This is a genomic window from Pantoea sp. EKM101V (assembly GCF_011800325.1).
GTDB classification, from domain to species: domain Bacteria; phylum Pseudomonadota; class Gammaproteobacteria; order Enterobacterales; family Enterobacteriaceae; genus Pantoea; species Pantoea anthophila.
Window position 1 is genome coordinate 1 of the sequence record NZ_JAALFP010000009.1, and the last position, 22,833, is coordinate 22,833.

Annotated in this window: 15 protein-coding genes; 2 read left to right on the forward strand and 13 right to left on the reverse strand. The window is 59.3% G+C overall.

All coding sequences use genetic code 11. The annotated features are described in order from the left end of the window. Positions 1-188: 188 nt before the first annotated feature. Positions 189-1,433, reverse strand: coding sequence for an N-acetylmuramoyl-L-alanine amidase AmiC (gene amiC, locus HFD92_RS14690; protein WP_046102475.1), 1,245 nt, complete (start codon positions 1,431-1,433; stop codon positions 189-191). A 232-nt stretch (positions 1,434-1,665) separates the two neighbouring features. Between amiC and argA the strand changes: the two genes are divergently transcribed. Beyond that, entirely contained in the window at positions 1,666-2,994 is a 1,329-nt protein-coding gene (gene argA / locus HFD92_RS14695) for an amino-acid N-acetyltransferase (protein ID WP_009087010.1), read from the forward strand. A 51-nt stretch (positions 2,995-3,045) separates the two neighbouring features. Here argA and recD read toward each other — a convergent pair whose 3' ends face one another. From recD to rppH, 12 genes are all read right to left on the reverse strand, one after another. Then, on the reverse strand, positions 3,046-4,887 hold the full coding sequence (gene recD, locus HFD92_RS14700; protein ID WP_167429171.1) for an exodeoxyribonuclease V subunit alpha: 1,842 nt from the start codon (positions 4,885-4,887) through the stop codon (positions 3,046-3,048). Continuing rightward, positions 4,884-8,423, reverse strand: coding sequence for an exodeoxyribonuclease V subunit beta (recB, locus tag HFD92_RS14705; RefSeq protein WP_167429172.1), 3,540 nt, complete (start codon positions 8,421-8,423; stop codon positions 4,884-4,886). Before recB ends, recD begins: the two co-directional genes overlap by 4 nt. Then, positions 8,420-11,311, reverse strand: a complete 2,892-nt coding sequence (gene ptrA, locus HFD92_RS14710; protein ID WP_167429173.1) for a pitrilysin — start codon at positions 11,309-11,311, stop codon at positions 8,420-8,422. The genes recB and ptrA overlap by 4 nt, the downstream gene beginning before the upstream one ends. 108 nt (positions 11,312-11,419) lie before the next feature. Further along, positions 11,420-14,797, reverse strand: a complete 3,378-nt coding sequence (recC, locus tag HFD92_RS14715) for an exodeoxyribonuclease V subunit gamma (RefSeq protein ID WP_140925011.1) — start codon at positions 14,795-14,797, stop codon at positions 11,420-11,422. Between the two features lie 101 nt (positions 14,798-14,898). Beyond that, positions 14,899-15,138 carry a prepilin-type N-terminal cleavage/methylation domain-containing protein gene (locus tag HFD92_RS14720; protein ID WP_033736452.1) on the reverse strand — a complete coding sequence of 80 codons (240 nt, stop codon included), beginning with the start codon at positions 15,136-15,138 and terminating at the stop codon, positions 14,899-14,901. A 46-nt stretch (positions 15,139-15,184) separates the two neighbouring features. Further along, on the reverse strand, positions 15,185-15,589 hold the full coding sequence (locus HFD92_RS14725; RefSeq protein ID WP_167429174.1) for a DUF2509 family protein: 405 nt from the start codon (positions 15,587-15,589) through the stop codon (positions 15,185-15,187). Continuing rightward, complete coding sequence (locus tag HFD92_RS14730; protein WP_185185206.1) at positions 15,586-16,113, reverse strand: prepilin peptidase-dependent protein; 528 nt, start codon at positions 16,111-16,113, stop codon at positions 15,586-15,588. The genes HFD92_RS14725 and HFD92_RS14730 overlap by 4 nt, the downstream gene beginning before the upstream one ends. Then, the gene (locus HFD92_RS14735; protein ID WP_167429175.1) at positions 16,110-16,580 is read right to left on the reverse strand and encodes a prepilin-type N-terminal cleavage/methylation domain-containing protein; all 471 of its coding nucleotides are present in this window, start codon (positions 16,578-16,580) and stop codon (positions 16,110-16,112) included. Before HFD92_RS14735 ends, HFD92_RS14730 begins: the two co-directional genes overlap by 4 nt. A 188-nt stretch (positions 16,581-16,768) precedes the next feature. After that, positions 16,769-17,563 (reverse strand): thymidylate synthase, encoded by a 795-nt coding sequence (gene thyA / locus HFD92_RS14740; protein ID WP_167429176.1) that lies wholly within the window; start codon positions 17,561-17,563, stop codon positions 16,769-16,771. Beyond that, positions 17,560-18,441 carry a prolipoprotein diacylglyceryl transferase gene (gene lgt, locus HFD92_RS14745; protein ID WP_009087037.1) on the reverse strand — a complete coding sequence of 294 codons (882 nt, stop codon included), beginning with the start codon at positions 18,439-18,441 and terminating at the stop codon, positions 17,560-17,562. The genes thyA and lgt overlap by 4 nt, the downstream gene beginning before the upstream one ends. A gap of 191 nt (positions 18,442-18,632) precedes the next feature. Beyond that, positions 18,633-20,879 carry a phosphoenolpyruvate--protein phosphotransferase gene (gene ptsP / locus HFD92_RS14750; protein ID WP_058958021.1) on the reverse strand — a complete coding sequence of 749 codons (2,247 nt, stop codon included), beginning with the start codon at positions 20,877-20,879 and terminating at the stop codon, positions 18,633-18,635. Positions 20,880-20,891: 12 nt separating this feature from the next. After that, the gene (rppH, locus tag HFD92_RS14755; protein ID WP_009087042.1) at positions 20,892-21,419 is read right to left on the reverse strand and encodes an RNA pyrophosphohydrolase; all 528 of its coding nucleotides are present in this window, start codon (positions 21,417-21,419) and stop codon (positions 20,892-20,894) included. 684 nt (positions 21,420-22,103) lie between these two features. On the opposite strand from rppH, the gene mutH reads away from it, so the two are divergent. Continuing rightward, the gene (gene mutH / locus HFD92_RS14760; RefSeq protein WP_058958022.1) at positions 22,104-22,781 is read left to right on the forward strand and encodes a DNA mismatch repair endonuclease MutH; all 678 of its coding nucleotides are present in this window, start codon (positions 22,104-22,106) and stop codon (positions 22,779-22,781) included. Positions 22,782-22,833: the final 52 nt, after the last annotated feature.

Below are 22,833 nucleotides of genomic sequence, written 5' to 3' on the forward strand. Positions count from 1 at the left end.
CGGGGTGGAGCAGCCTGGTAGCTCGTCGGGCTCATAACCCGAAGGTCGTCGGTTCAAATCCGGCCCCCGCAACCACTATTTAAACACCTGAAAGGGTGTTTTTTTGTTTCTGCCGTTCCCCTTCTCTTCTGTTTTCTCTCTTTCCACGGCGAAAAGTCTGCGGATAACCGGGGCTACCCGCACGTTAATTAGCGATGCGCCAGCGCGGCCCCGCTCTCTACATAGGCTTTGATGCCGTTCAGAATCGCCTCCGCAACCTGATGCTGATAGCGGGTGGTGCGTAACTTCCGCTCCTCCTCCACGTTACTGATAAACGCCGTTTCCACCAGAATAGAGGGGATATCCGGGGCTTTCAGCACGGCAAATCCCGCCTGATCGACGGTGCGCTTGTGCAGATGGTTGATGCGGCCCATGCGATGCAGCACCTCTTTACCGAACTTCAGGCTGTCATGGATCGTCTGACGCTGCACCATGTCGAACATGGTGTGATCGAGATAGCGGTCCCCGCTTTTGCTGACGCCGCCAATCAGATCGGATTCATTCTGCGTCTGAGCCAGAAAACGGGCCGCGGCGGAGGTTGCCCCGCTGGTGGATAAGGCAAAGACTGACGAACCGCGTGCCGCCCGGCTGGTGAAGGCATCTGCATGGATGGAAACAAAGAGATCGGCGCGCTGTTTGCGGGCTTTAGCAACCCTGACGCGCAGCGGAATAAAGACATCCTCATTGCGCGTCATGTACGCCTTCATGTTGGACTCTTTGTCGATCAGCGCTTTAAGCCGCCGTCCGATCTTCAGCACGATATCCTTTTCACGGGTCTTATATTTGCCGTGTGCGCCCGGATCTTCCCCGCCGTGCCCCGGATCGATCATGATGACAATTGGTCGATCGCGTCCCGCCCTGCCCGGCAGAGGGGCCTGAACCCCGGCGTCTTTCTCCAGCGCGCCCTGATTATAATCTTTCAGCAGGGCCAGCAACGGATCGTCTTCCGCCTGGTTCTGGGTCGGATAGAGATCCACCACCAGCCGGTGATTGATTCCGGCGACCGGGGCCAGATTAAAGATCTTCGGCGAAACGTTGCGCTTTAGTTCGAGAACGACGCGAACCGTGTCGCTGTCGAACTGGCCGACCCGGGCATGTTTAATAAAGGGATCATCGACCCGCACCAGTTTATTGACCCCTTTCAGGACCGGATTAAGGTGCAGGCCCTGAATATCTATGACCAGGCGTTCAGGATTGCTCAGCGCAAACTGCTTATATTTCAGCTCAACGCTGGACTCCAGCGTCATCCGTGAATAGGTCGATGAGGGCCAGATACGCACGGCCACAATGTGATTTTTTGCCGCCAGCCCGGTGCGGCTGACGCTTAACAGCAGTAAGGCGCCTGTCCCCTGTAAAAATCGTCTGCGTGAAAAATGGGAATTAACGTCTGACATGCCGCTCCAGCTGCTGAGTAATGTCTAAAAAAGCGCCAGTTAATAAAATGGCGGCGAAAACTTTATCCAATCCCCGGAATGATGTCACCCCGGAAAACCTAAATAATGCAGGCTGTTAGCGGCTTTGACACTCAGAAAAACGTAAATTTTCGTCAGGATTAAGGCTTGCAAAATGGCACGCAAAAGCATAAAAATACAAAAAATACGAATAAACATTCATTGAGGGTTGGCCGTGAAGGAACGTAGTACCGAGCTGGTTCAGGGGTTTCGCCATACCGTTCCCTATATCAATGCCCACCGGGGTAAAACCTTTGTCATCATGCTGGGTGGCGAGGCGATTGAGCATGAGAACTTCTCCGGCATCGTCAATGATATCGGCCTGCTTCACAGCCTGGGTATCCGTCTGGTGGTGGTCTATGGTGCCCGTCCGCAGATTGATGCCAGTCTGGCGCAGCAGCAGCTGGAGCCGGTTTATCATAAGTTTACCCGGGTGACCGACGCGCAATCCCTGGAGCTGGTAAAACAGGCGGCCGGCCGGCTGCAGTTAGATATTACGGCCCGCCTCTCGATGAGTCTGAACAACACGCCGCTGCAGGGTGCGCATATCAATGTGGTGAGCGGCAACTTCATCATTTCTCAGCCGCTGGGCGTGGATGATGGCGTGGATTACTGTCACAGCGGCCGCATCCGTCGTATTGATGAGGCGGCGATTCATCGTCAGCTGGATAACGACGCCATTGTGCTGCTTGGCCCGGTGGCGGTTTCCGTGACCGGCGAGAGCTTTAACCTGACCTCCGAAGAGGTCGCTACCCAGCTGGCGATCAAACTTAAAGCGGAAAAAATGATCGGCTTCTGCTCTGAGCAGGGCGTGCTGAATAGCGACGGCGAGATCATTTCTGAACTCTTCCCGAACGATGCGCAGGCCCGCATCGACGAGATTGAAAAGGAGGGTGACTACCTTTCCGGCACGGTGCGCTTCCTGAGGGGGGCGGTGAAAGCCTGCCGCAGCGGAGTCCGCCGCAGCCACCTGATCAGCTATCAGGAAGATGGCGCGCTGTTGCAGGAGCTCTTTTCTCGCGACGGTATCGGTACGCAGATCGTGATGGAGTCGGCAGAACAGATCCGCCGCGCCAACATCAACGACATTGGCGGCATCCTCGAACTGATCCGGCCGCTTGAGCAGCAGGGCATTCTGGTTCGCCGCTCACGCGAGCAGCTGGAGATGGAGATCGATAAATTCACCATCATTCAGCGAGATAACCTGACCATCGCCTGTGCGGCACTCTATCCCTTTATGGATGAGAAGATTGGCGAAATGGCCTGTGTGGCGGTGCATCCGGACTATCGCAGCTCTTCACGTGGTGAGATGCTGTTGCAGCGTGTGGCGCTTCAGGCGCGGCAGATGGGGCTGGAAAAACTGTTCGTGTTAACCACCCGCAGCATCCACTGGTTCCAGGAGCGCGGCTTTACGCCGGTAGATATCGAGTCACTGCCGGAAAGTAAAAAAGAGATGTACAACTATCAGCGGCGCTCAAAAGTGCTGATGGCCGACCTCACCTGATTTTACCCCTCCGGGGGAGAGCGATCATGGATGTGAACTCTCCCCTCTCTTCTATCCTGCTGCGCTCAGTCGATCGACCAGACCACTGCGTCGCTGCGTCTGCAGCTGCACGGCGCGCTGAAACACACCCGGTTCGCTGTAGATGGTCAGCTGACGCCGCGCGCGCGTAATGGCGGTGTAAACCAGTTCGCGGGTCAGTACCGGCAGAGACTGGGTTGGCATGACCAGCGCAGTGTGGTCAAACTCCGACCCCTGTGATTTATGCACCGTCATGACCCAGGCGGTTTCATGTGAGGGTAAACGGCTCGGCTGAATCGCTTTGATCGTGCCATCCGGCAGCGGGAAAAAGACCCGGAGGTTGCCCTCATCATCACGCAGCGCAATGCCAATGTCGCCGTTAAACAGGCCGAGCGCGCTGTCATTGCGGGTGATCATCACCGGCCGCCCGGCATACCAGCGGCTACCGATGCCAGGCCGACGGAGGCGCTGCAACTGCATCAGCCGCTGTTCGATGCGCTGATTCAGCCCCTGTACGCCAAAGGGACCGTCTCGCAGTGCACAGAGCAGCTGATAACGGCCAAACGCCGCAATCACCTCTGCGGGTGAGGCCTGCTCCCTGATCAGCTGCAGGAAGGGCTGATAACCAGCGGCGACTTCATCCAGCATCGCCTGATAGGCTTCCGCACTGTCCAGCGGCTGATAGCTGACATCCTCATAGGCCTCAGCAAACACCGCCCTGACCTCCTCCGCGTCACCACGATTGATGGCTTTTGCCAGCAGACCGATGCCGGATGAGGCGTCAAAACGGTAACTTTTCTGCAGCAGGCAGATGCTGTCGCGCACCGTCGGTGCCTGCAGATCGTCACTGCCCTGCAGGGTGCAGCCGGTCAGCAGGGCAAGCTGTTCTGCCCGCGCCTGGCTGTAGCCACTTTCGGTACAGCGGCAGATGTCGCCCAGCACCGCCCCCGCCTCAACCGAGGCCAGCTGGTCGCGATCGCCCAGAAACACCACGCGGGCATGCGGCGGCAGCGCGGCAATCAGTTTGGCCATCATCGGCAAATCGACCATCGAGGCTTCATCCACCACCAGCACATCGAGATGCAGCCGGTTACCGGCATGATAGCGCAGGCGCTGGGTATCAGGTTGCGCACCCAGCAGGCGATGCAGGGTCGTGGCTTCAGCAGGAAAACGCTGACGCTCTTCGTCACTCACGGCCAGATCCTGCAGTGCCCTGCCCAGAGATTCGGTCAGCCGCGCGGCAGCTTTACCGGTCGGGGCCGCCAGCTGGATCCGCAGCGCGCCGGGATGCAGACGAATCAGCGCCGCGAGCAGTTTCGCCACGGTGGTGGTTTTCCCGGTGCCGGGGCCGCCGGAGATCACCGCCGTCTTGCGGGTCAGCGCCACCGCCGCCGCTATCTTCTGCCAGTTTTCCGGCTGGTCACCAAACAGGCTGTTGAGCACCTCACCGGTGGCACGCATATCCAGCGCGGAGCTCATCTCCTGAGCGGCAAAAAAGTCGGCGACCCGGCCTTCGCTGTGCCACAGACGATGCAGGTAGAGACGCTGATTGCTCAGCACCAGGGGTGTCACCCGACTGCCGTCGCTGACCGCCGACCAGTCAGCAAGACGAGCTGACCAGTTATCGGGCGCACCAGCAGCCTGCCAGATCGCCTGAGCCAGTGCAGGCTGCCGGCCGGCGAACAGCCGGGCTTCACAGAGGTTGCTCAGCGGTAAACAGACGTGCCCTTCGCCCGCCTCGGCGCTGACGCAGGCCGCCGCGAGCAGCAGCGCAGGCTGTGATTCAGCAGCCACAAGGCGGGCAAACTGAATATCCAGCGGACGCAGGAGACGTTTGTCGACTGCCTGCAGCAGCAGACTCAGCATGTCACTCATCCTCTCTCTCCGTTCTTACCAAACAGTGCATCCATCTCCTCCACACACTCTGCGGAGGGACGGGTAGCAAAAATGCCGTTGTCGGGCGAGCTGCCATCCATCCCGCGCAAAAACAGATAAAAGACGCCGCCAAAATCGCGATCGTAGCGGTAATCCGGCAGGCGATGGGTCAGATAGCGATGCAGCGCCAGCGTATAGAGCTGATACTGCAGATCGTAGCGGTGCCCGATCATCGCCTGCGCCATCGCCTCCTGGGTGTAAGCGCTGTGGCTTTCCCCCAGCCAGTTCGACTTGTAGTCGAGCAGATAATATTTTCCCTGCCAGCGGAAGACCAGATCGATAAAGCCCTTCAGCATGCCCCGCACCTGACGAAAATCCAGCGAGGCAGCCTGCTGAGAGAGGCTGTCGTGCCGCCGCAGCAGCGCATCCAGCCCGGCTGCCGTCAGCAGATTATCGATCGGCAGATAAAACGCCATCTCGATCAGCCGTTCGCTGCTTTTGATCGCCGACAGCGTCAGCCCCTCCGCGTTGAGCGGGGTCTCTAACACCCGCGCGATCCACGTCTCCAGCACCGGTAACCAGCTCAGCGGGTAGCCATTGTGCTGCAGCTGATCTTCCAGCCAGATGCGCTCCGGCGGTTCAGTAAAGTCGATAGACTCAAACAGGCCGTGCAGAAACGTACCGGGTGCCGCACCGCGCGGAAAATGGTGCGGCGTCAGTGCCGTCTCTTCACCGCTCTCCTCTTCGCCCGCCGCGTCAATATCGAAGCTGGGCAATGCGTCCAGCAGCGGCGAACTGTGGTGCTGCTGCAGGCCGGAATAACTGGTGACCCGCCAGACATCCGTTCGCGCCTGAGTCACGACGCGGCTGCTCAGGACGTCGTCGCCCGGCTGCGCATCCTGCCATCGTTCGCCGGGCAGCAGATCTGCCTCGACCAGCGCAATGCCCGTCCCGGTTAACGCCTGCAGAGAACGGCTGAGCTGCTGCGCATCGGCCGCCTCGCCTTTCTGAATCAGATAGCCGAGCGCGCTCTTGTGCAGATCGCTTTCGCCCTCTTTTTTACGCGTGCCTTTGATCAGCGGCGCAATCCCGACGCTGCAGTGATACACCGAGCGGGTCAGCGCCACATAGAGCAGGCGCAGATCCTCTGCCAGACGCTCCTCTTCCGCCAGCGCCAGGCTTTGCGCATCGCCCTGAACGTCCAGCAGGGCCGCAAAACTTTCGCGGTCGTGGTAAAGCGCACTGGCCGCTTCGCGGAATCCGGCAGCAAACGGCAGCCAGACCAGCGGGTATTGCAGCCCTTTCGATTTGTGGATGGTGATAATCTGCACCAGGTGGCGGTCGCTCTCCAGACGCAGCTGCTGGCTGGCGGCCTGGCTGTTCGGGCGGGCGATCTGCTGCGCCAGAAAACGCACCAGCGCATGCGGGCTCTCCAGCTGCACCGAGGCCTCCTGCAACAGTTCACCCAGGTGCATCAGATCGGTCAGGCGCCGCTCTCCGTTCTCCGACGCCAGCATATTCTCCGCCAACTGCCGTTTGATCATCACGTCGCGCAGCATCGGTAACACACCGCGCTGGTGCCACAGCTGCTGCCAGACGGCAAACTGCTCGACCAGCGCATCCCACTCGCGTTCGTTCTGGCTCAGCGTTTCCAGCGTCGCGGCATCAATGCCAAATATGGAGGTGGCCAGCGCGCTGCGCAGCAGCCGTTCCTGCTCCGGGGCCTGAATCGCCTGCAGCAGCCAGAGTAATTCACGCGCTTCCGGCGTGGTATAGACGCTGTCGCGGCTGGAGAGGTAGACCGAGGGGATCGCCAGCGCATTCAGCGCATCGCGGATTAAGGTGGCTTCATTGCGGCTGCGCACCAGCACCGTGATATCGGAAGCCCGCACCGGCTGCAGCGCCTCACCTTTACCCGTAAAGGCGCGCCCCTGCTGTCCGGCCACCAGCCAGCGGCTGATGTCGGCGGCACACTGCTGCGCCATAAACTGCTGATAATCACTGCTGCCGACGCCCTCACCGGGTTGCAGCCAGAAGCGTAACGCCGGTTGCGGCTGCCCATCATAAATCAGTTTCAGTGACTGATTGGGTGCCGCAGGCTGCACCGGCTGAAAAGGGATTGCCGAGAACAGGAACGGTGACTCAAGCTGCGAGAAGAGGCGGTTAACGCTTTCGACCATTTCCGGCGAAGAGCGCCAGTTCGTATCCAGCGTGTAGTGAGCACTGACTTCGTTTCTGGCCCGCAGATAGGTAAAGATATCCGCGCCGCGAAAAGCGTAGATCGCCTGTTTCGGGTCACCGATCAGAAACAGCGCCTGCTCCGGCTGATTCACATAGAGCGTGCGGAAAATACGATATTGCTGCGGGTCGGTATCCTGGAATTCGTCAATCAGGGCAACCGGGAAACGCGCCCGGATGGTTTCCGCGAGCAGAACCCCGCCAGGCTGTTGCAGCGCCTCATCCAGCTTACTGAGCAGGTCGTCAAAACCTAACAGCGCCCGCAACCGCTTCTCGCGCTGAACCGTGGCGCGCACATCGATCAGCGCCTGAGCAATGATCACATCCCGCAGCGACAGCGGCTCTGCCAGAAACTGGTCGATGGCCTCAAACAGGGCGTGACGTGGTGCTACACCCTTTTTGGTTTTCTCCTCCAGCACCTGCTGGCCAAACCGCTCCAGCTCCTTCGGCAGCTGATAATCCAGCGTCTCACTGCTTGCCCACTGGGTGACTCTGGCGACCCAGTTGGGCAGATGTTTACTGCTGTAGCTGCGCTTATCCACGCCTGAGGCGCTGATGATGCCTTCAACGTCGCGACTCAGCGCCTGCCACTGCTGTTTGATGGCGTTGATGCGCGCCAGGTTGCGGGCATGGCGGGAGGCCAGTGTCTCATCGGCCGCGGGCGGTCGTTTCAGTCCTGGCGTTTCGCCCTGAAGCCAGGGACGCAGCGTGGCCAGCAGGCTGTCCGGCCCGCTCCACTCTGCGGCGATAATCCGCGCTACATCCAGCGACAGCGGATAGCACTGGCGACGCCAGAAGTCGGCGGCGGACTGCTTCAGCAGCGCCTGCTCATCTTCGATCAGCTCCTGCTCAAACAGCATGCCCGACTCAAACGCATTCAGATTGAGCATCCGCTGACAGAAGCCGTGGATGGTAAAGATGGCGGCTTCATCCATCTGCCTTTCGGCGGCCAGTAGCTGCGCCGCGGCCTGACTCAGATCCGGCTTCTGCTCCAGTAATCGCTGATGCATCGGATTGCTGCTTTTGCCCCGGATACAGGCCAGACGCAGCTGGTGGATGTTCTCGCGGATACGGCCGCGCAGCTCGGCGGTGGCGGCCTCGGTAAAGGTCACCACCAGAATCTCTTCAACCGAGAGCGGCCGGCTGTAGGCGTTTTCTTCACCCAGCCCCAGCAGCAGGCGCAGATAGAGCAGGCCAATGGTAAAGGTTTTTCCGGTGCCCGCAGACGCCTCAATCAGCCGCTCACCCCTGAGCGGCAGCGTTAAAGGATTCAGCGATACGGGGGGTAACTGCGTCATTGGGTCTCACTCTTCACCGGCAGCGACTGCTGCAACTGCGCCACTTCATCCCAGGTTTTCCAGCCAGGCTGCCGGGCATAGTCAATTTTGCCATTGTTACTGCCTGCAATCTGCGAGGTCATGACCATGCCATTATGTTCGATAACCGCTTTACGGAAAAAGTCTGCCACGCTGGCCGGGGTGAGCAGCTGTACCTGCTCTATCACTTTCTGCCGGGTATCAAACGTCTCATTCTGACGATCGAAGTCCCGGCTGTAACGATCGGCTTCTTCATCCAGCGTCTGGGGACGCTGCTGCAGGTCATTGATCATCGCCTGCTGATACTGCGCAAAATCGGCCTGGCTCATGTTGCGCAGACGTTTTTCCGCCTCGGGATAGAACGCCTGGTAACGCTGCAGCAGCCAGTCAGGTTGTCGGCTGTTACTCTGCAGCAGGAAGCCAACGCCCCACTGTCGGCCGACCGGCATCTGGAAGGCAAACACCGCATAGCCGAGCTGCTCTTTTGTGCGCAGCTGATTGTAGAACCACGGCTGCACGATCTGGCTCAGCATGGAGCTGTTGGCCATGCTCTGATATTCGCTGTAGCCCAGCGGAATATAGAGCGCGGCAAGCGCCGAGTCGGTACTGCTGCCCGGCTGCTGCAGATTGGCCTTCAGCGGTTTATCGAACGAGACATACTGACTCTGCCAGTCGCGGGTCGCGTGACTCTGCATCTGCTGTTTCAGTTCATGTCCCAGCTGCGTCACGCTGTCTGCACTGAGGTTGCCGACCACCAGCATCTCTGGCGTCGCATCGCGGAACAGCGCGTCGCGGTAAGCCGTCACCTCATCAAGCGTGATCGTGCTGACCAGTCTGCGGCGCGTCTCGCGCTGGGTATAAGGCAGCTGAGAGAGCATCTGCATCGGCTGAATCGCCTGTTCAAACGCCTTGCCCTTTTCCGCCGCCTCCAGCCGCTCCAGATACCAGGATTTTGCCTGCGCCAGTTGCTGCTCTGTCGGCTGGAAGTGGGCATACCCTTCGACCAGTTTCTTCAGCAGCACCGGCAGGCGCTGCGTGAAGCCGCTGGCATTGAACACCAGACCTTCATCTTCACCGGTTGAAAAGCTGATGCCGCCCACCGAAGCCTGCGAATTTAGCTCGTCCAGCGCCAGGCTGGAGAGGTAGTCATTCAGGCCGAACAGCACCTGCTGACGCGCATCGCTGATGGCGTGCCTGTTGCGTAAGGCCAGGGTGATCGCCGCCTTTGGCTCGCGGGCATAATAGCGGCTGGGCATCCAGTAAATGCGCATGCCGTCGTCGTTAGCCAGTCTGACCGGATGCTGCCAGGTTTTACCGTCAGCGGGCAGCAGCGTGAAGTCGTCCGGAATATAGGGGTTCAGCGCAGGCATTGCCAGCGCGATCTGACTGGCGCGCTGCTGCCAGTCAGCAAAGGTCTGCGGCGTGATTTTCTCTGCCTGATAAGGCGCGTCCACAAAGTAGGCTTTTTTGTTGTGCGGCTCCTGCGGGCTGATGTACCAGATACGCGCACGTTGCGGCGTCATCTCCTGCAGGCGGGCAGCGATCGCGGCGGCATCGTACTGATCGGCCAGGTAAGGCGCATCCAGCGTGTGTTCCACCGGCACCCGCAGCATGGTGTCGGCCAGCCACTCAATGTAATCCATATCGCGGGTGATGGAGGGATAGCGGAAGTCGAGCGCCAGTACGTGAGAGACCTCATCGAAATAGCGCTTATCGTCGCCCTGCTGACGCAGCAGATTGATGTAGCTGAAAACCGCCGCCACCACTTCATCACGCTGCGCCAGGCCTTTATCCGTCAGGGAGACCGTAATGGCAAACACGCCGCTGTTACGTTCGGTCATCGGGTCGGCGCCGGCATTGACACCGTCCGCCAGCCCCTGCTTCTGCAGCCAGTCGGTCAGCGTATTTTTGCTGCGGTTACTGATTAAGTAGCTGATCAGCGTGTCCGTTTTACTGCGAAAACGATCGCTGTTGTTCCCGATGCGGAATTCAATTTTGAGCTGCTTGCGCGGCTGGGCGGGCACATAGTGAATGATGATGCCCTGCTGCGCATCGGTGACCACCGGCACGTTGATCTCCGGCACGCTGGCATGGTGATTTTTGATGCGGCCAAAGGTTCTGGCCGCAATCGACGCCATCTCCGGCAGCGGTTTGTTGCTGTAGATGACCGCCTTCATCAGGTTGGCGGAGTAATGCGTGTGGTAGAAGTCCAGCAGCGCCTGGTGCAGTTTACTGCCCGGCTTATCTTTCAGGGTCTCTAAATTACCGCCAGAAAAACGCGACGCCGGGTGTGCCGGGTTCAGGGTTTCGGCGCCGACCTGAGCCATGCGCAGGCCATCACGCGCGCGCGCCATGGTCAGCTCGGCATTGACGGCGTGACGCTCGCGGTCAGCGTTGACCGGATCCAGCAGCGGTGCCGCCACGGCATCCGCCAGGCGGTCGACCGCCGGTTCCAGCGCCGCATTTTCCACTTCCAGATAAAAGGCGGTGCGATAAGAGGCGGTGCTGGCATTGTGACTGCCGCCATGCTTTTTCAGGAACTCGGCCAGGTTGTCCGGCTGCGGGTAGTGCTTTGAGCCCATCAGCACCATATGTTCGAGGTAGTGAGCCAGTCCTGCCTGCTGATCGGGATCGTCCAGCGATCCAATCGGCAGCGTCAGCGCCGCCAGCGATTTCGGTGCCACCGGATCGGACACCAGCAATACCGTCAGTCCGTTATCGAGACGGATGGCCTGATAGTTTCGGGGGTCCTGGTCACTTTTGCGAATGGTGTCGTTAACTGGCTGCCAGCCTGCAGATGTCTGCGCCAGGGCTGAGCAAGCCACCAGGCTCAACAGTAGTGCCGCTATCCAGCGTGCGTGTAGCCGCATATAAACCCCTCTTGTTTCCCGATAAGCCGCCAATTACTGACGCGGCGGCTCAAAGTCAGGCAAAAATTTCTGTGTGTGTAGTCAGTCTGCAAAATACGATCTGACCTGCTATTCATCATCCTGATGTGCGGCCAGCACCGGCAAATACCAGCGCTGCGCCGCCTCAGTGATCTGCTGCAGTTGCGCCTCATCCAGCACGCGGCAGAGCCGCTGCAGATAGGGGTCGCTGCCTTCACCCTCCACCTGGTAGCTGCCTGACCAGGCCGTCAGCAGGCGATTGCGCGCCTTCAGCTGCGTGGCCTCATCCGTGAGTAACTGCTGGCTCTTTTTGTCGTAGCTGGCGGTCAGCCACGCACCGCCACTTTTGCTGAGCAGCATCAGCGGCTGACGCAACCCGTCGAGGTAACCGGCGATATAGTCATTCAGGGCGGCCATCGCCTCTGACTGCGGCACGGCAGGAAAACACCAGCGGCTCTGCTGGCGGCCATACATACGGCTGCTGCCGGTGCCGCCCAGCGCGCAGTAAATCAGATGCTCCAGCCAGAGCAGCAGGCCATCGTTCATGTTGAGGACGCCAGGCCGCCAGCGCAGGAGCCCGTCGCTCTGCACCTGCGTCAGCCAGCCGGTTAAGCTGACCTGCTCCAGTTGCAGATTCACTTCCCAGCTCTCGCCGTCGCTGCGCTGGTTCACCACTTCCGCCGCCACTTCCTGCATCTCATCACGCTGCGCCTGCCAGAAAAGTTCGCCAAATGCGCCGTAGGGCAGGTTACCGGCGGCGCGATGGTGCGCATAGAGCCGCTGGGTATCCTCACCTTCGACCAGGGCATTCAGCAACTGGGCATTGATCTGATAACGCTCCAGGTTGTCGAGCGCAAAAGGTTCGCTGTCGGGCAGCTCATCCTCCTCCAGCCAGAAGCTCACGCCGAGACGCTGGTGGAACCAGGCGCGAACCGGGTGCCGCCAGAAGCGCAGAAAGGCCTCTAAGGTGAGTGCATCAATGTCCGGGGCCGTCAGCGGCTGGACAAATTCGGGTTGCGGCTGCCCCGCCCCCTGGGCGGCAGGCAGCCACTCGCGGGCGAAGCTCTGCAGTCTGGCGGCAGGCTGGAAGTTCTCAGCGGCAAACGGCATCCTGCTGTTGAGGTGCTGCAGATGCGCCCGCACCCGTCCGGCACTCTCATCCAGCTCCAGATGACCATCCCCCTCCAGGTAAAAACTCTGTCCGATGTAATCCAGCAGTTCTGTGACCAGCACCGAGGGATAGCGTTCCGTATTATCCTGAATCGCCCGGCCGATATAGCTGATGTAGAGCTGCTGCTGAGCGGAGAGCATCGCCTCAAGAAACAGGTAACGGTCATCATCACGGCGGCTGCGGTCGCCTTTACGGGACTGCTGCTGCATCAGATCAAAGCCTAACGGCGCAAGCGTGCGCGGATAGACGCCGTCGTTCATCCCCAGCAGACAGACCAGCTGGAACGGTATTGAACGCATCGGCATCAGGGTACAAAAGTTGATCTGCCCGGCCAGAAAGCGCTGGCTGATGCGCTGCTGATCGAGCCGGCTGCGCAGGTCGTCGCGCAGCAGCGCCACCGGGATCGCCTCCTCAAACCGCGCATCCATTCCGTACTGAATCAGTTGCTGCCACTGCTCTTCCACCAGCAGTAAAGCGGCCTCGGTTTCCGCGTCAGGCGTGAAGAAGGCGTTCAGCAGTTCCCGGCACATCGGCAGCCACTCCGCCAGCGGGCGGGGTTCCGCCAGCCGCTCACGCCAGTGATTCAGCCGCGCGAGCAGCTCAGCCAGATGGCCCGCCAGCTCCCCCACCAGGCCACTCGACTCGTCATAAGGCAGAATCCCCTCCCAGTCGCCGTTGTGGCTCTCCATCGCATAACCCAGCAGCATACGCTGCAGGCCAAAGCGCCAGGTGTGCTGGCCGGTAATCGGCAGTGAGAGGGCTTCAACGCTGGCATCATCCAGCCCCCAGCGAACGCCTGACTCGCTGACCCAGCGCCGCAGCAAACGCAGGCCGCTTTCATCAATGGCGAAGTGGGACGCCAGCGCCGGCACATCCAGCAGCGCCAGCACATCTTCTGAGACAAAACGGCTGTCCGGCAACGCCAGCAGATGCAGAAACGCCACGATGGCCGGATGCGCCTGACTGGCCCGCCGGTCTGAAATCGCAAAAGGCAGATAGCGATCGGCGGGCGCATTGGCGAACACGGCCTGAATGAACGGTGCATAAGCGTCGATGTCGGCCACCATCACAATAATGTCGCGTGCTTTCAGCGTCGGATCAGCCTCCATCATCGCCAGCAGATGATCCTGCAGCACCTCAACTTCGCGCTGCGCACTGTGGCAGACCTGCACTACGATCGAACGATCCGCCGGATCGAGGAGGCGCTTGCGATCGCTGTGCGCCAGTTCCGCCGCGTTCAGCCCGATGATGGCACTGTCCTGCAGATTGAGAAGATCGTACTGCATGCAGTGCAGCAGGTTGTCCGGCTCTACATCCACAAAGGCATCGATGTCATCGCTGGCATCCATCTGGCTGAGCAGAAAGAGGTTGTCACGCCCCAGCTTGCCCCAGGAGGCCAGCAGCGGATTCGTCAGTTGCTGTTCACCGGCCTCGTTAAACAGCTGCGGCGCCTGCTCTGCGTCCCGGAACAGCCCACGCGCCGCCTCAGCGTCATGGCGGCGGCGCTGGCGGCTTTGCAGCTTCGCCAGGAAGGCATAGTCCTGAATGTCGCCCCAGTAGTCGCGGCAGGGATTGGTAAACAGCAGGTGGATGTCGATGTGACGTCCCAGCGCCTGCAGCGCCTGCAGATAGATCGGTGGCAGTGCGGAGATACCACAGATAAAGACCCGCCTGGGCAGGTTTTCCGGCGTGCTCTTCGCCTGCTCCAGCGTGCGGATGAATCGCGCATAGAGATTCGCGCGGTGCCATTCCGGCTGTCGCAGCGTGCGGGTGTAGCTCACCAGATCGCGCCACAGGGCGGCCTGCCAGCGCTGCGCTTCGCCCAGCCCGTCGATACTTTCGCCGCGCTCCCAGCTGTTGAGCCAGTCAGCGCGATAGACCAGATACTGGTCAAACAGATCCGCGACACGGGAGCTGAGCTGAAACAGTTTGCGCTTGTCGCCGTCGTCATGGAGATAGTGACGTAAGGAGGTAAACTCCTCCTGCTCCAGCATCACCGGCAGCCGGTGCATCAGCTTCCAGCTCATGCTGGCCTTGCTGAAGGCACTCTCTACCGGGATGTCGGGCAGCACGCGCACGAACATCTCCCAGATGAAACTGGCGGGCAGCGGAAATTCGATGTTGGCTGCAATGCCAAAGGTCTGCGCCAGCTCCATCTGCAGCCACTGCGCCATACCCGGACTCTGCACCAGTATCATTTCTGACGCGAAAGGGTCATCAAGAGGATCATGTTTAATCACCGCAGCCGCGAGAATTTTCAGCACATCAAGCTGATTTGAGTGATAGACGTGAAACATGACAACTCCTGTGGTAACTCAGAACATGACTGCGGTATTGCGGCCCTGTCACTTTACCGCGTATCGCTGTTGAAACCCATCAAAAGGGCGTCCCGCAGGCGTTAACATCGCAGTCGGCTCAGGGAGGCATGACGCCCGAAGGGACCGGTGACGTCGGCCCGTTCCAGCATGCAGCCCGCGGGCCCCGGCTGCTGTTGCAGCGTGGATTGCCAGCCCGCAACCTCATGCCCCGCCAGGCGCTGTTCAGCGACGTACCAGGCCTCCTGCTGCGCCCACTGCTGACTGAATCCCCGCGCCAGAGCGCGATGATAGTGCAACAGCGTGCTGCTGCTTAATGCCATCAGCAACAGAGCAAATAACACCTCTGGCAGGGAGAAGCCTGCGCCTTTACAGACAGGCGGCGGGAGGGGTGAGCGGGCAGTAGTCAATCCAGCCGTGCGGCAACGCACGGATCTGATTGTCCCGTAACCGAACCCACTGCCAGACCGCCATGCCACTGCCGCTGGCTTCTCCTTTAAGCAGACCTTCATCTTTTTCACTCCGTTGCAGACAGCTGACCCAGCCCTGACGCACCTCCTGCTGACAGCCTGAATCCGCATGCGCTGACCAGCTCAGCGTTAAGCCCCATTGCAGCGCAGACTGCGCCCGCCAGAAATCCTGGATAAACTGCTGTTCATCCGCCAGCACGCGCATACCCTGCTCTGACAGCCTGCGGCTGGCGTGCAGCGCCACGCTGCCCATCACCATGATCATCAGAACCATGCCCAGCGCGCTGCTGCCTCGCTGCTTCACAGGTTCTCTCCTTCTACCCAGCGCTCTGTCATTTCGTGCCAGCGTCCGGCCCGCCCCTGCAGCATGATCCTGATCTGTCCGCCCTGCCGGCTGACGCTGAACTGCTCCACGCGCATAAACGCGGGGTCGGAGAGCCGCTCCCAGCCCGCAGAGTGACACTGGTCCACACCCCGCTGCATCTCCAGCTGCTGCTGTCGCAGGCGATAGCCGTAATAGTCACTTTCGGCATGGCCGACCCCTTCCCACCTTCCATTGCTGTTTTCATCCCAGCGCAGCAGCAGGCAGTTCTCCTGCAGAGTGAGTGCGCCACTGCCGCACTCGCCGTGACAGTAACCGGCACGCCGCACCGCCTTTTCCAGGGTAGCCATCATCTGCTGTAACTCCTGACGCAGTTGTGCCCGCTGCAGCATCCCGGCGTTCTCTGTCAGCAGCCGCGGCAGAAGCCGCCCGGCACTCATCATCACGACCGCGCTGATGGCCAGGGCGACCAGCATCTCCGGCAGGCTGAATCCGGCGACTTTCAACGGCAGTTCTCCTCATCGTTCAGGCAAAGACGAATACGGGCTCTGGCGGAGATAATCAGCCAGATGCGCCCGGCAGCATTGCCCAGCTCAATGCTGCCCGCCCTGGCGACATTACGACGACCATAGAAGCCCGGTTCACCGCGCAGCCCATGCAGCGTAACTCCGGCATGGGGAGCGATGAAATGGAGCCGTTTTCCCCCTTCACACCCGGCCGCAGGCAGGCGGCCTGCCCCGATACACCATGGGCTGCCCGGCTGCGACCACAGGATCAGGTCACGGTTTTGCCGGTTGGCCTGCGCACGCAGCCGCAACAGGAAGCCCTGTAGTTGCTGTGCGCTGTCGCGCAGTTGCTGCCGCTGTTGCCAGCGCTGCCAGCCATGCAGTGCGGCAAGGCTCAGCATGCCGGCAATCACCATCACCAGCAGCAGCTCCGGCAGGGTAAAACCCCGAACGTTTGCACTTTTCATGGCATCAGACTGGCGGGAATGAGCGGGTGAGACAAGCCGCAGCGTCACGGGCTGGAGAGGCTGTCGCAGAGAACCGGCGTGACAGACAGACAATCTCAGGAAGCGTGCGCGCGATGCCGCAGATGTTCCGGACAACAGGCAAAAAAAAGCCCCGGCGGAGTGCGCCAGGGCTTGATGTTTATCGCGGGTCAGATGGCGACGGGGGCTTTGATCGCAGGATGCGGATCGTAGCCTTCAATCTCAAAATCGTCGAACTGATAGTCAAACAGTGACGCCGGTTTGCGTTTGATAACAAGCTTCGGCAGCGGGCGCGGTTCACGGGTCAGCTGCAGACGCGCTTGCTCCAGATGGTTGCTGTAGAGGTGCGTGTCACCGCCGGTCCAGACGAAGTCGCCCACCTCCAGTTCGCACTGCTGCGCCACCATATGCACCAGCAGCGCATAGCTGGCGATATTAAACGGCAGGCCCAGGAAAATGTCGCACGAACGCTGATAGAGCTGGCAGGAGAGCTTGCCGTTCGCCACATAGAACTGGAAGAAAGCATGGCAGGGTGCCAGCGCCATCTGGCTCAGTTCGCCGACGTTCCAGGCTGAAACGATGATCCGGCGTGAGTCGGGATCGCGCTTCAGCTGCTCCATTACCTGGCTTAACTGGTCAATTTCCTGACCGCTGGCCGTTCCCCAGCTGCGCCACTGTTTGCCATACACCGGGCCGAGATCGCCCTGCTCATCGGCCCACTCATCCCAGATGGAGACCTTGTTATTTTTCAGATAACCGATGTTGGTCTCCCCTTTCAGGAACCACAGCAGCTCATGAATGATCGAGCGGATGTGGCATTTCTTGGTGGTGACCAGCGGAAAACCATCCTGCAGATTGAAACGCATCTGGTGACCAAAAATTGAAAGCGTACCGGTGCCGGTACGGTCAGCTTTTGGCGTGCCTTCATTCAGCACATGCTGCATTAAATCCAGATACTGTTTCATTTTTCCTCGCGAAATTGTGGCTGCGGGCGACGACGATACGCCCAGATCATCATAATTATACCGGCAATAATCATCGGCACAGAGAGGATCTGTCCCATACTGATACCGCCTTCAAACAGGCCCAGCTGAGCATCCGGCTGGCGGAAGAACTCAACGATAATGCGGAATGCGCCATAGCCGATCAGGAACAGGCCAGACACGCTGCCCATCGGACGGGGTTTACGGATAAACAGGTTCAGGATGATGAACAGCACTACGCCTTCCAGCGCCAGCTCATACAGCTGCGACGCATGACGTGGCAGCACGCCGTAGGTGTTGAGCAGCGCCTGATATTGCGGATTGGTGGCGGCCAGCGCCACATCTTCGCTGCGGGAGCCGGGGAACAGCATCGCATAGCGGAAGTTCGGATCGACACGACCCCAGAGTTCGCCGTTGATGAAGTTACCGAGACGCCCGGCACCCAGACCAAACGGGATCAGCGGTGCAATAAAATCGGAGACCTGGAAGAAATTACGTTTAGTCCGGCGGGCAAAAATCAGCATCACCACAATCACCCCGATCAGGCCACCGTGGAATGACATGCCGCCATCCCAGACTTTGAACAGATAGAGGGGATTTTCCAGGAAAAGCGGCAGGTTGTAGAACAGCACATATCCAATGCGTCCCCCCAGGAAGACACCCAGGAAACCCGCATAAAGCAGGTTCTCAACTTCCTCTTTTTTCCAGCCGCTGCCAGGTTTGTTAGCACGGCGTACCGCCAGCCACATGGCGAAAACAAAGCCCACCAGATACATCAGACCGTACCAGTGAAGCGAAACCGGTCCAATCGAGAAGATCACCGGATCGAACTGCGGAAATGCAATATAGCCGTTATTCATCTTTCACCGTCTATTTTTCTACCCTGAAAAGGGGCGTTGTCAGGCACATAAATTAAGGCTGCGCATCATAGCACAGCCGGTTTTTTGAATTGTCGTGCAAATGTAAACACGAATAACGCGCAGAGGCAGAACGTGAAGATCGTGAGCACCCGTCCGGGACAGGACGAAAATTCAGTCTGTCAGGATGGCGCTTAGCGCCCGCCGCGAATCAGGCCACCCAGGCCGCGCCGCTCCATAAAGGCCGACACCAGATGGCGCACTTCGGTGGCGGTATGCGCATTCATTCCCTGCTCGCTGAGCTTCTGCGTTTCTTCGTGATCCAGATGACGCAGCAGATATTTCACCCGCGGGACATTTTTTCCGTTCATGCTGAGATGGCGATACCCCAGCCCGACCAGCAGCGCCACGCACATCGGATCACCGGCCATTTCACCACACAAACACAGTTCAATATTCGCGAGACGGGCTTCCTGCGCGATGGCATTCAGCGCGCGCAGCATCGCCGGATGCAGCGAGTCGTACAGGTTCGCGACGCGGGTATTGTTGCGGTCTACCGCCAGCAGATACTGCGTCAGGTCGTTGGTGCCGACCGAGATAAAATCGATCCGCGACGCCAGATGCGGGATCATAAACAGCATGGAAGGCACTTCGATCATCACCCCAATGCGCGGCGCGGGGATCGGATAGCCCAGCATCTCCTCCACTTCGCGACCGGCGCGATCGATCAGCCGTTTCGCGTCGTCGATCTCGTCGATGTGACTGATCATCGGCAGCAGAATGCTGAGATTGCCGGATGCCGCATTGGCGCGGAGCATGGCACGCACCTGCACCAGAAAAATTTCTGGCTGATCGAGCGTCAGGCGGATGCCGCGCCAGCCCAGGCAGGGGTTCTCTTCACTGATCGGCATATAGGGCAGCTGCTTATCCGCCCCGACGTCCAGCGTTCGCAGCGTGACCGGCTTGTTGTGAAACAGCTGCAGCATGCCCTGATACTGCGCCACCTGCTCCTCTTCCGACGGGAAACCGTTCTGCAGCATAAACGGAATTTCGGTGCGATAGAGCCCGATGCCATCCACCCAGCTGCCGAGCGCCTGCTCATGCTCCGGGCTTAATCCGGCATTGAGCATCACCTGCACCCGCTCGCCACTTTTCAGTTCGCCCGGCTGATCGACGACCCCTTCCGCCATCCTGCTCAGCGCATTCTCTTCGCTGATCAGGCGCTGATACTCCTGCACCAGCACCGGCTCCGGATCGATCAGCAGCTCACCGCGATAGCCATCGACAATCAGCAGACGTTTGTTGAGCTGATGCGGCTGGATATCCGCGCCCATCACGGTCGGGATCCCCATCGCCCGGGTCAGGATCGCCGCATGGGAGTTGGCTGCACCATCCCGCACCACCACGCCTGCCAGCCGCTCCTGCGGCAGCTCAGCCAGGGTCGTTGCGGTCAGCTCATCGGCCACCAGTACGAAGCGTTCCGGCCAGGCGTTAGTCCCGACCAGCGAGTCATCAAGGTGAAACAGCAGACGCTGGCCCAGCACCCGCAGATCGCCTGCGCGTTCACGCAGATAGTTATCCGTCAGGCTGGCGAACTGCTTAGCAAACTTCTCGATCACCTGTCTGACCGCCCACTCGGCGACCGATCCGCGTTCGATCTCATCGAACAGATCTTTCTTCAGCCGGGCATCGGTCAGCAGGTGGGAGTAGAGGTCGAAAATGGCCGCGCTCTCTTTCTGTGCGCTGGCGCTGAACCGTTTACTGAAGCGGCGAAATTCACTCGCGGCTTCGGTCATGGCGATCGACAGTCGCTCGCGCTCACGCTGCACATCCAGCGTGGAGGCGGCGGAAACCTGATCGAGCAGCGGCTGCGTCTCATCGACCCAGCCAGGTGCCACCGCCACGCCAGGCGCGGCCGCAATCGCGCGCACCCGCGTCTGCCGGAACTGACCAAACAGCTGGCCCATCTGAGACTGCGACAGCAACGCCGCCATCTGGGTCGCCAGGGTGACCAGAAACGACTCTTCGCTTTCATCAAACTGACGGTGTTCGCGCTGCTGCACCACCAGCACGCCCAGAAGCTGACGGCGGCTGATAATGGGCACGCCGAGGAAGGAGCGATAGCGCTCCTCTTTCACTGCGGGGATATATTTGAAGCTGGGGTGGCTCTGGGCGTCTGCAAGGTTAATCGGCTCGGCCAGACGGCCCACTAAACCGACGATCCCCTCGTCAAACGCCAGCGTCACAGTGCGGCCACGCGGTTTTTTGAGTCCGCGCGTCGCCATCAGGTAATAGCAGCGACGATCGTGGTCGGCGAGGTAAACGGAACAGACTTCCGTTTCCATCGCCAGACAGATCTCATTGACCAGAATGTCGAGTGCTTCATTGAGACGCGGCGCACTCGCCACTTTTTCTACAATTTCGCGCAACTGAGTGAGCATAAAGGGCGTGGCCTATCCTCTCTTACGTCGATGGGCAGGATTGTTTCGCTGCCCCGCACTCTCCTGCATAGACATCACCACGCCAGCGAATTCCTTCATCACCCGGCGGTAGACGTCGCGTTTAAAGGAGACAACCTGACGCACCGGATACCAGAAACTGACCCAGCGCCAGCCATCGAACTCCGGCGTGCTGCTGTGCTGCACATTGATATCCGCGTCATTACACATTAACTGCAGAAGAAACCACTTTTGTTTCTGGCCGATACATACCGGCTTTGTGTCCCAACGCACCAAACGTTTTGGCAACTTGTAACGCAGCCAGTTACGGGTAGAGGCAAGTATTCGGACATCTTTCCGGTGCAATCCGACCTCTTCAAACAGTTCGCGATACATCGCCTGTTCTGCGGTTTCACCGGGATTGATGCCTCCCTGAGGAAATTGCCAGGAGTGCTGTCCAAAGCGCCTGGCCCATAACACTTGTCCCTGCCGGTTACAGATTACGATACCAACATTCGGGCGGTAGCCATCATCATCGATCACCGGACTACCTCAAAGCAAAATTTGAATAAGCTGATTGTTTCACACTCCTTACAGGCGGTAAACCACTGGATTCATGGGGGGTTGCGCCGTCTCTGTCGGGATAACTCACAGAAAATGGTAAAGTTATGAACAGTAATCAGAAAAATGATCGATCTTATTCACCTTTTCTGTGGATAGCTTTGTGCAGAACACGGGAGTTAACTGAATAACCTTTTCAGCGCACTCTGAACCGCTGAAAAGAGGCCGCATTTTATGTCGTTGATTTAAGACATAATAACTTTAATTTCGCCACGTTAATGCGTTTCCTGACAGGCGGATAAATTCACGCCCGCTGACAATCGGTTAAAATATCACCACACCGCTTTTTATCCACAGAGAATCGCTCAGGGTTAGGCCAGAGCGACGAAATTATGGTCAGATCGTGAAAAGTCAAGGCTGTAAATGGAACCAGTACCGCATCGGTAAGGGGGTTATCCCATTTTTCTGTGGATAACCGGGCTGGAGATCCTGTTCATTGTTGCGGGTAAGCCGGGATAACCCTGGCAGCCTGAGGGTGACATCCTGCGGATCCACTAAAAAAAGCACGATCTATCATGTTATTATCGAAGCCCGATAGGGTTTATTTCAGCCGCACAGGTTACCCTCTTTTTATTGTTCACATTTTAACCAGCAAGAGTTATCAACATGAGTCACCCACCAGGCCCGCCTGAAAATGAAGCCAGCCTGCTGGCCCGGGCGCAGGAGTTAGCCGGATTAACACTGGAAACGCTGGCCGCTCGCGCCGGGCTGCCTATGCCTGCCGATCTTAAACGCGATAAAGGCTGGGTCGGGATGCTGCTGGAGTGGCATCTGGGCGCCAGCGCAGGCAGCAAAGCGGAGCAGGACTTTGCCCATCTGGGTATCGAACTGAAAACTATTCCGATTGATGCACAGGGCAAACCGCTGGAAACCACCTTTGTCTGCGTCGCCCCCCTGACCGGTAACAGCGGCGTGACCTGGTCGAACAGCCACGTGCGGCACAAGCTGGCGCGGGTGTTATGGATCCCGGTGGAAGGCGAGCGTGAGATTCCACTGCGGCATCGCCGTGTCGGCGCGCCGCTGTTGTGGAGCCCGGATGCAGAAGAGGAGGAGATGCTGCGTCAGGACTGGGAGGAGCTGATGGATATGATCGTGCTGGGTCGCGTTGAGCAGATCACCGCCCGGCATGGCGCCTGGCTGCAGATTCGACCCAAGGCCGCCAACAGTAAAGCGCTGACGGAGGGCATTGGCGATCAGGGCCAGCCGATCATGACCCTGCCGCGCGGTTTCTATCTGAAGAAAAGTTTCACCGGCCCCCTGCTGGCGCGTCATTTTCTTCTCTGAACTCCCCCGCCCTGGCGGAAATGTCGCAATTTTGTGGGTGATCGGTGCAGCC

Excerpts from the sequence above, each read along its gene's own strand:
- recB (WP_167429172.1), bottom strand. The coding sequence starts at position 8,423 with ATGACGCAGTTACCCCCCGTATCGCTGAATCCTTTAACGCTGCCGCTC.
- ptsP (WP_058958021.1), bottom strand. The coding sequence starts at position 20,879 with ATGCTCACTCAGTTGCGCGAAATTGTAGAAAAAGTGGCGAGTGCGCCG.
- recC (WP_140925011.1), bottom strand. The coding sequence starts at position 14,797 with ATGTTTCACGTCTATCACTCAAATCAGCTTGATGTGCTGAAAATTCTC.
- ptrA (WP_167429173.1), bottom strand. The coding sequence starts at position 11,311 with ATGCGGCTACACGCACGCTGGATAGCGGCACTACTGTTGAGCCTGGTG.
- recD (WP_167429171.1), bottom strand. The coding sequence starts at position 4,887 with ATGAGTGACATGCTGAGTCTGCTGCTGCAGGCAGTCGACAAACGTCTC.
- thyA (WP_167429176.1), bottom strand. The coding sequence starts at position 17,563 with ATGAAACAGTATCTGGATTTAATGCAGCATGTGCTGAATGAAGGCACG.
- HFD92_RS14735 (WP_167429175.1), bottom strand. The coding sequence starts at position 16,580 with ATGAAAAGTGCAAACGTTCGGGGTTTTACCCTGCCGGAGCTGCTGCTG.
- HFD92_RS14720 (WP_033736452.1), bottom strand. The coding sequence starts at position 15,138 with ATGGCATTAAGCAGCAGCACGCTGTTGCACTATCATCGCGCTCTGGCG.
- lgt (WP_009087037.1), bottom strand. The coding sequence starts at position 18,441 with ATGAATAACGGCTATATTGCATTTCCGCAGTTCGATCCGGTGATCTTC.
- amiC (WP_046102475.1), bottom strand. The coding sequence starts at position 1,433 with ATGTCAGACGTTAATTCCCATTTTTCACGCAGACGATTTTTACAGGGG.
- mutH (WP_058958022.1), top strand. The coding sequence starts at position 22,104 with ATGAGTCACCCACCAGGCCCGCCTGAAAATGAAGCCAGCCTGCTGGCC.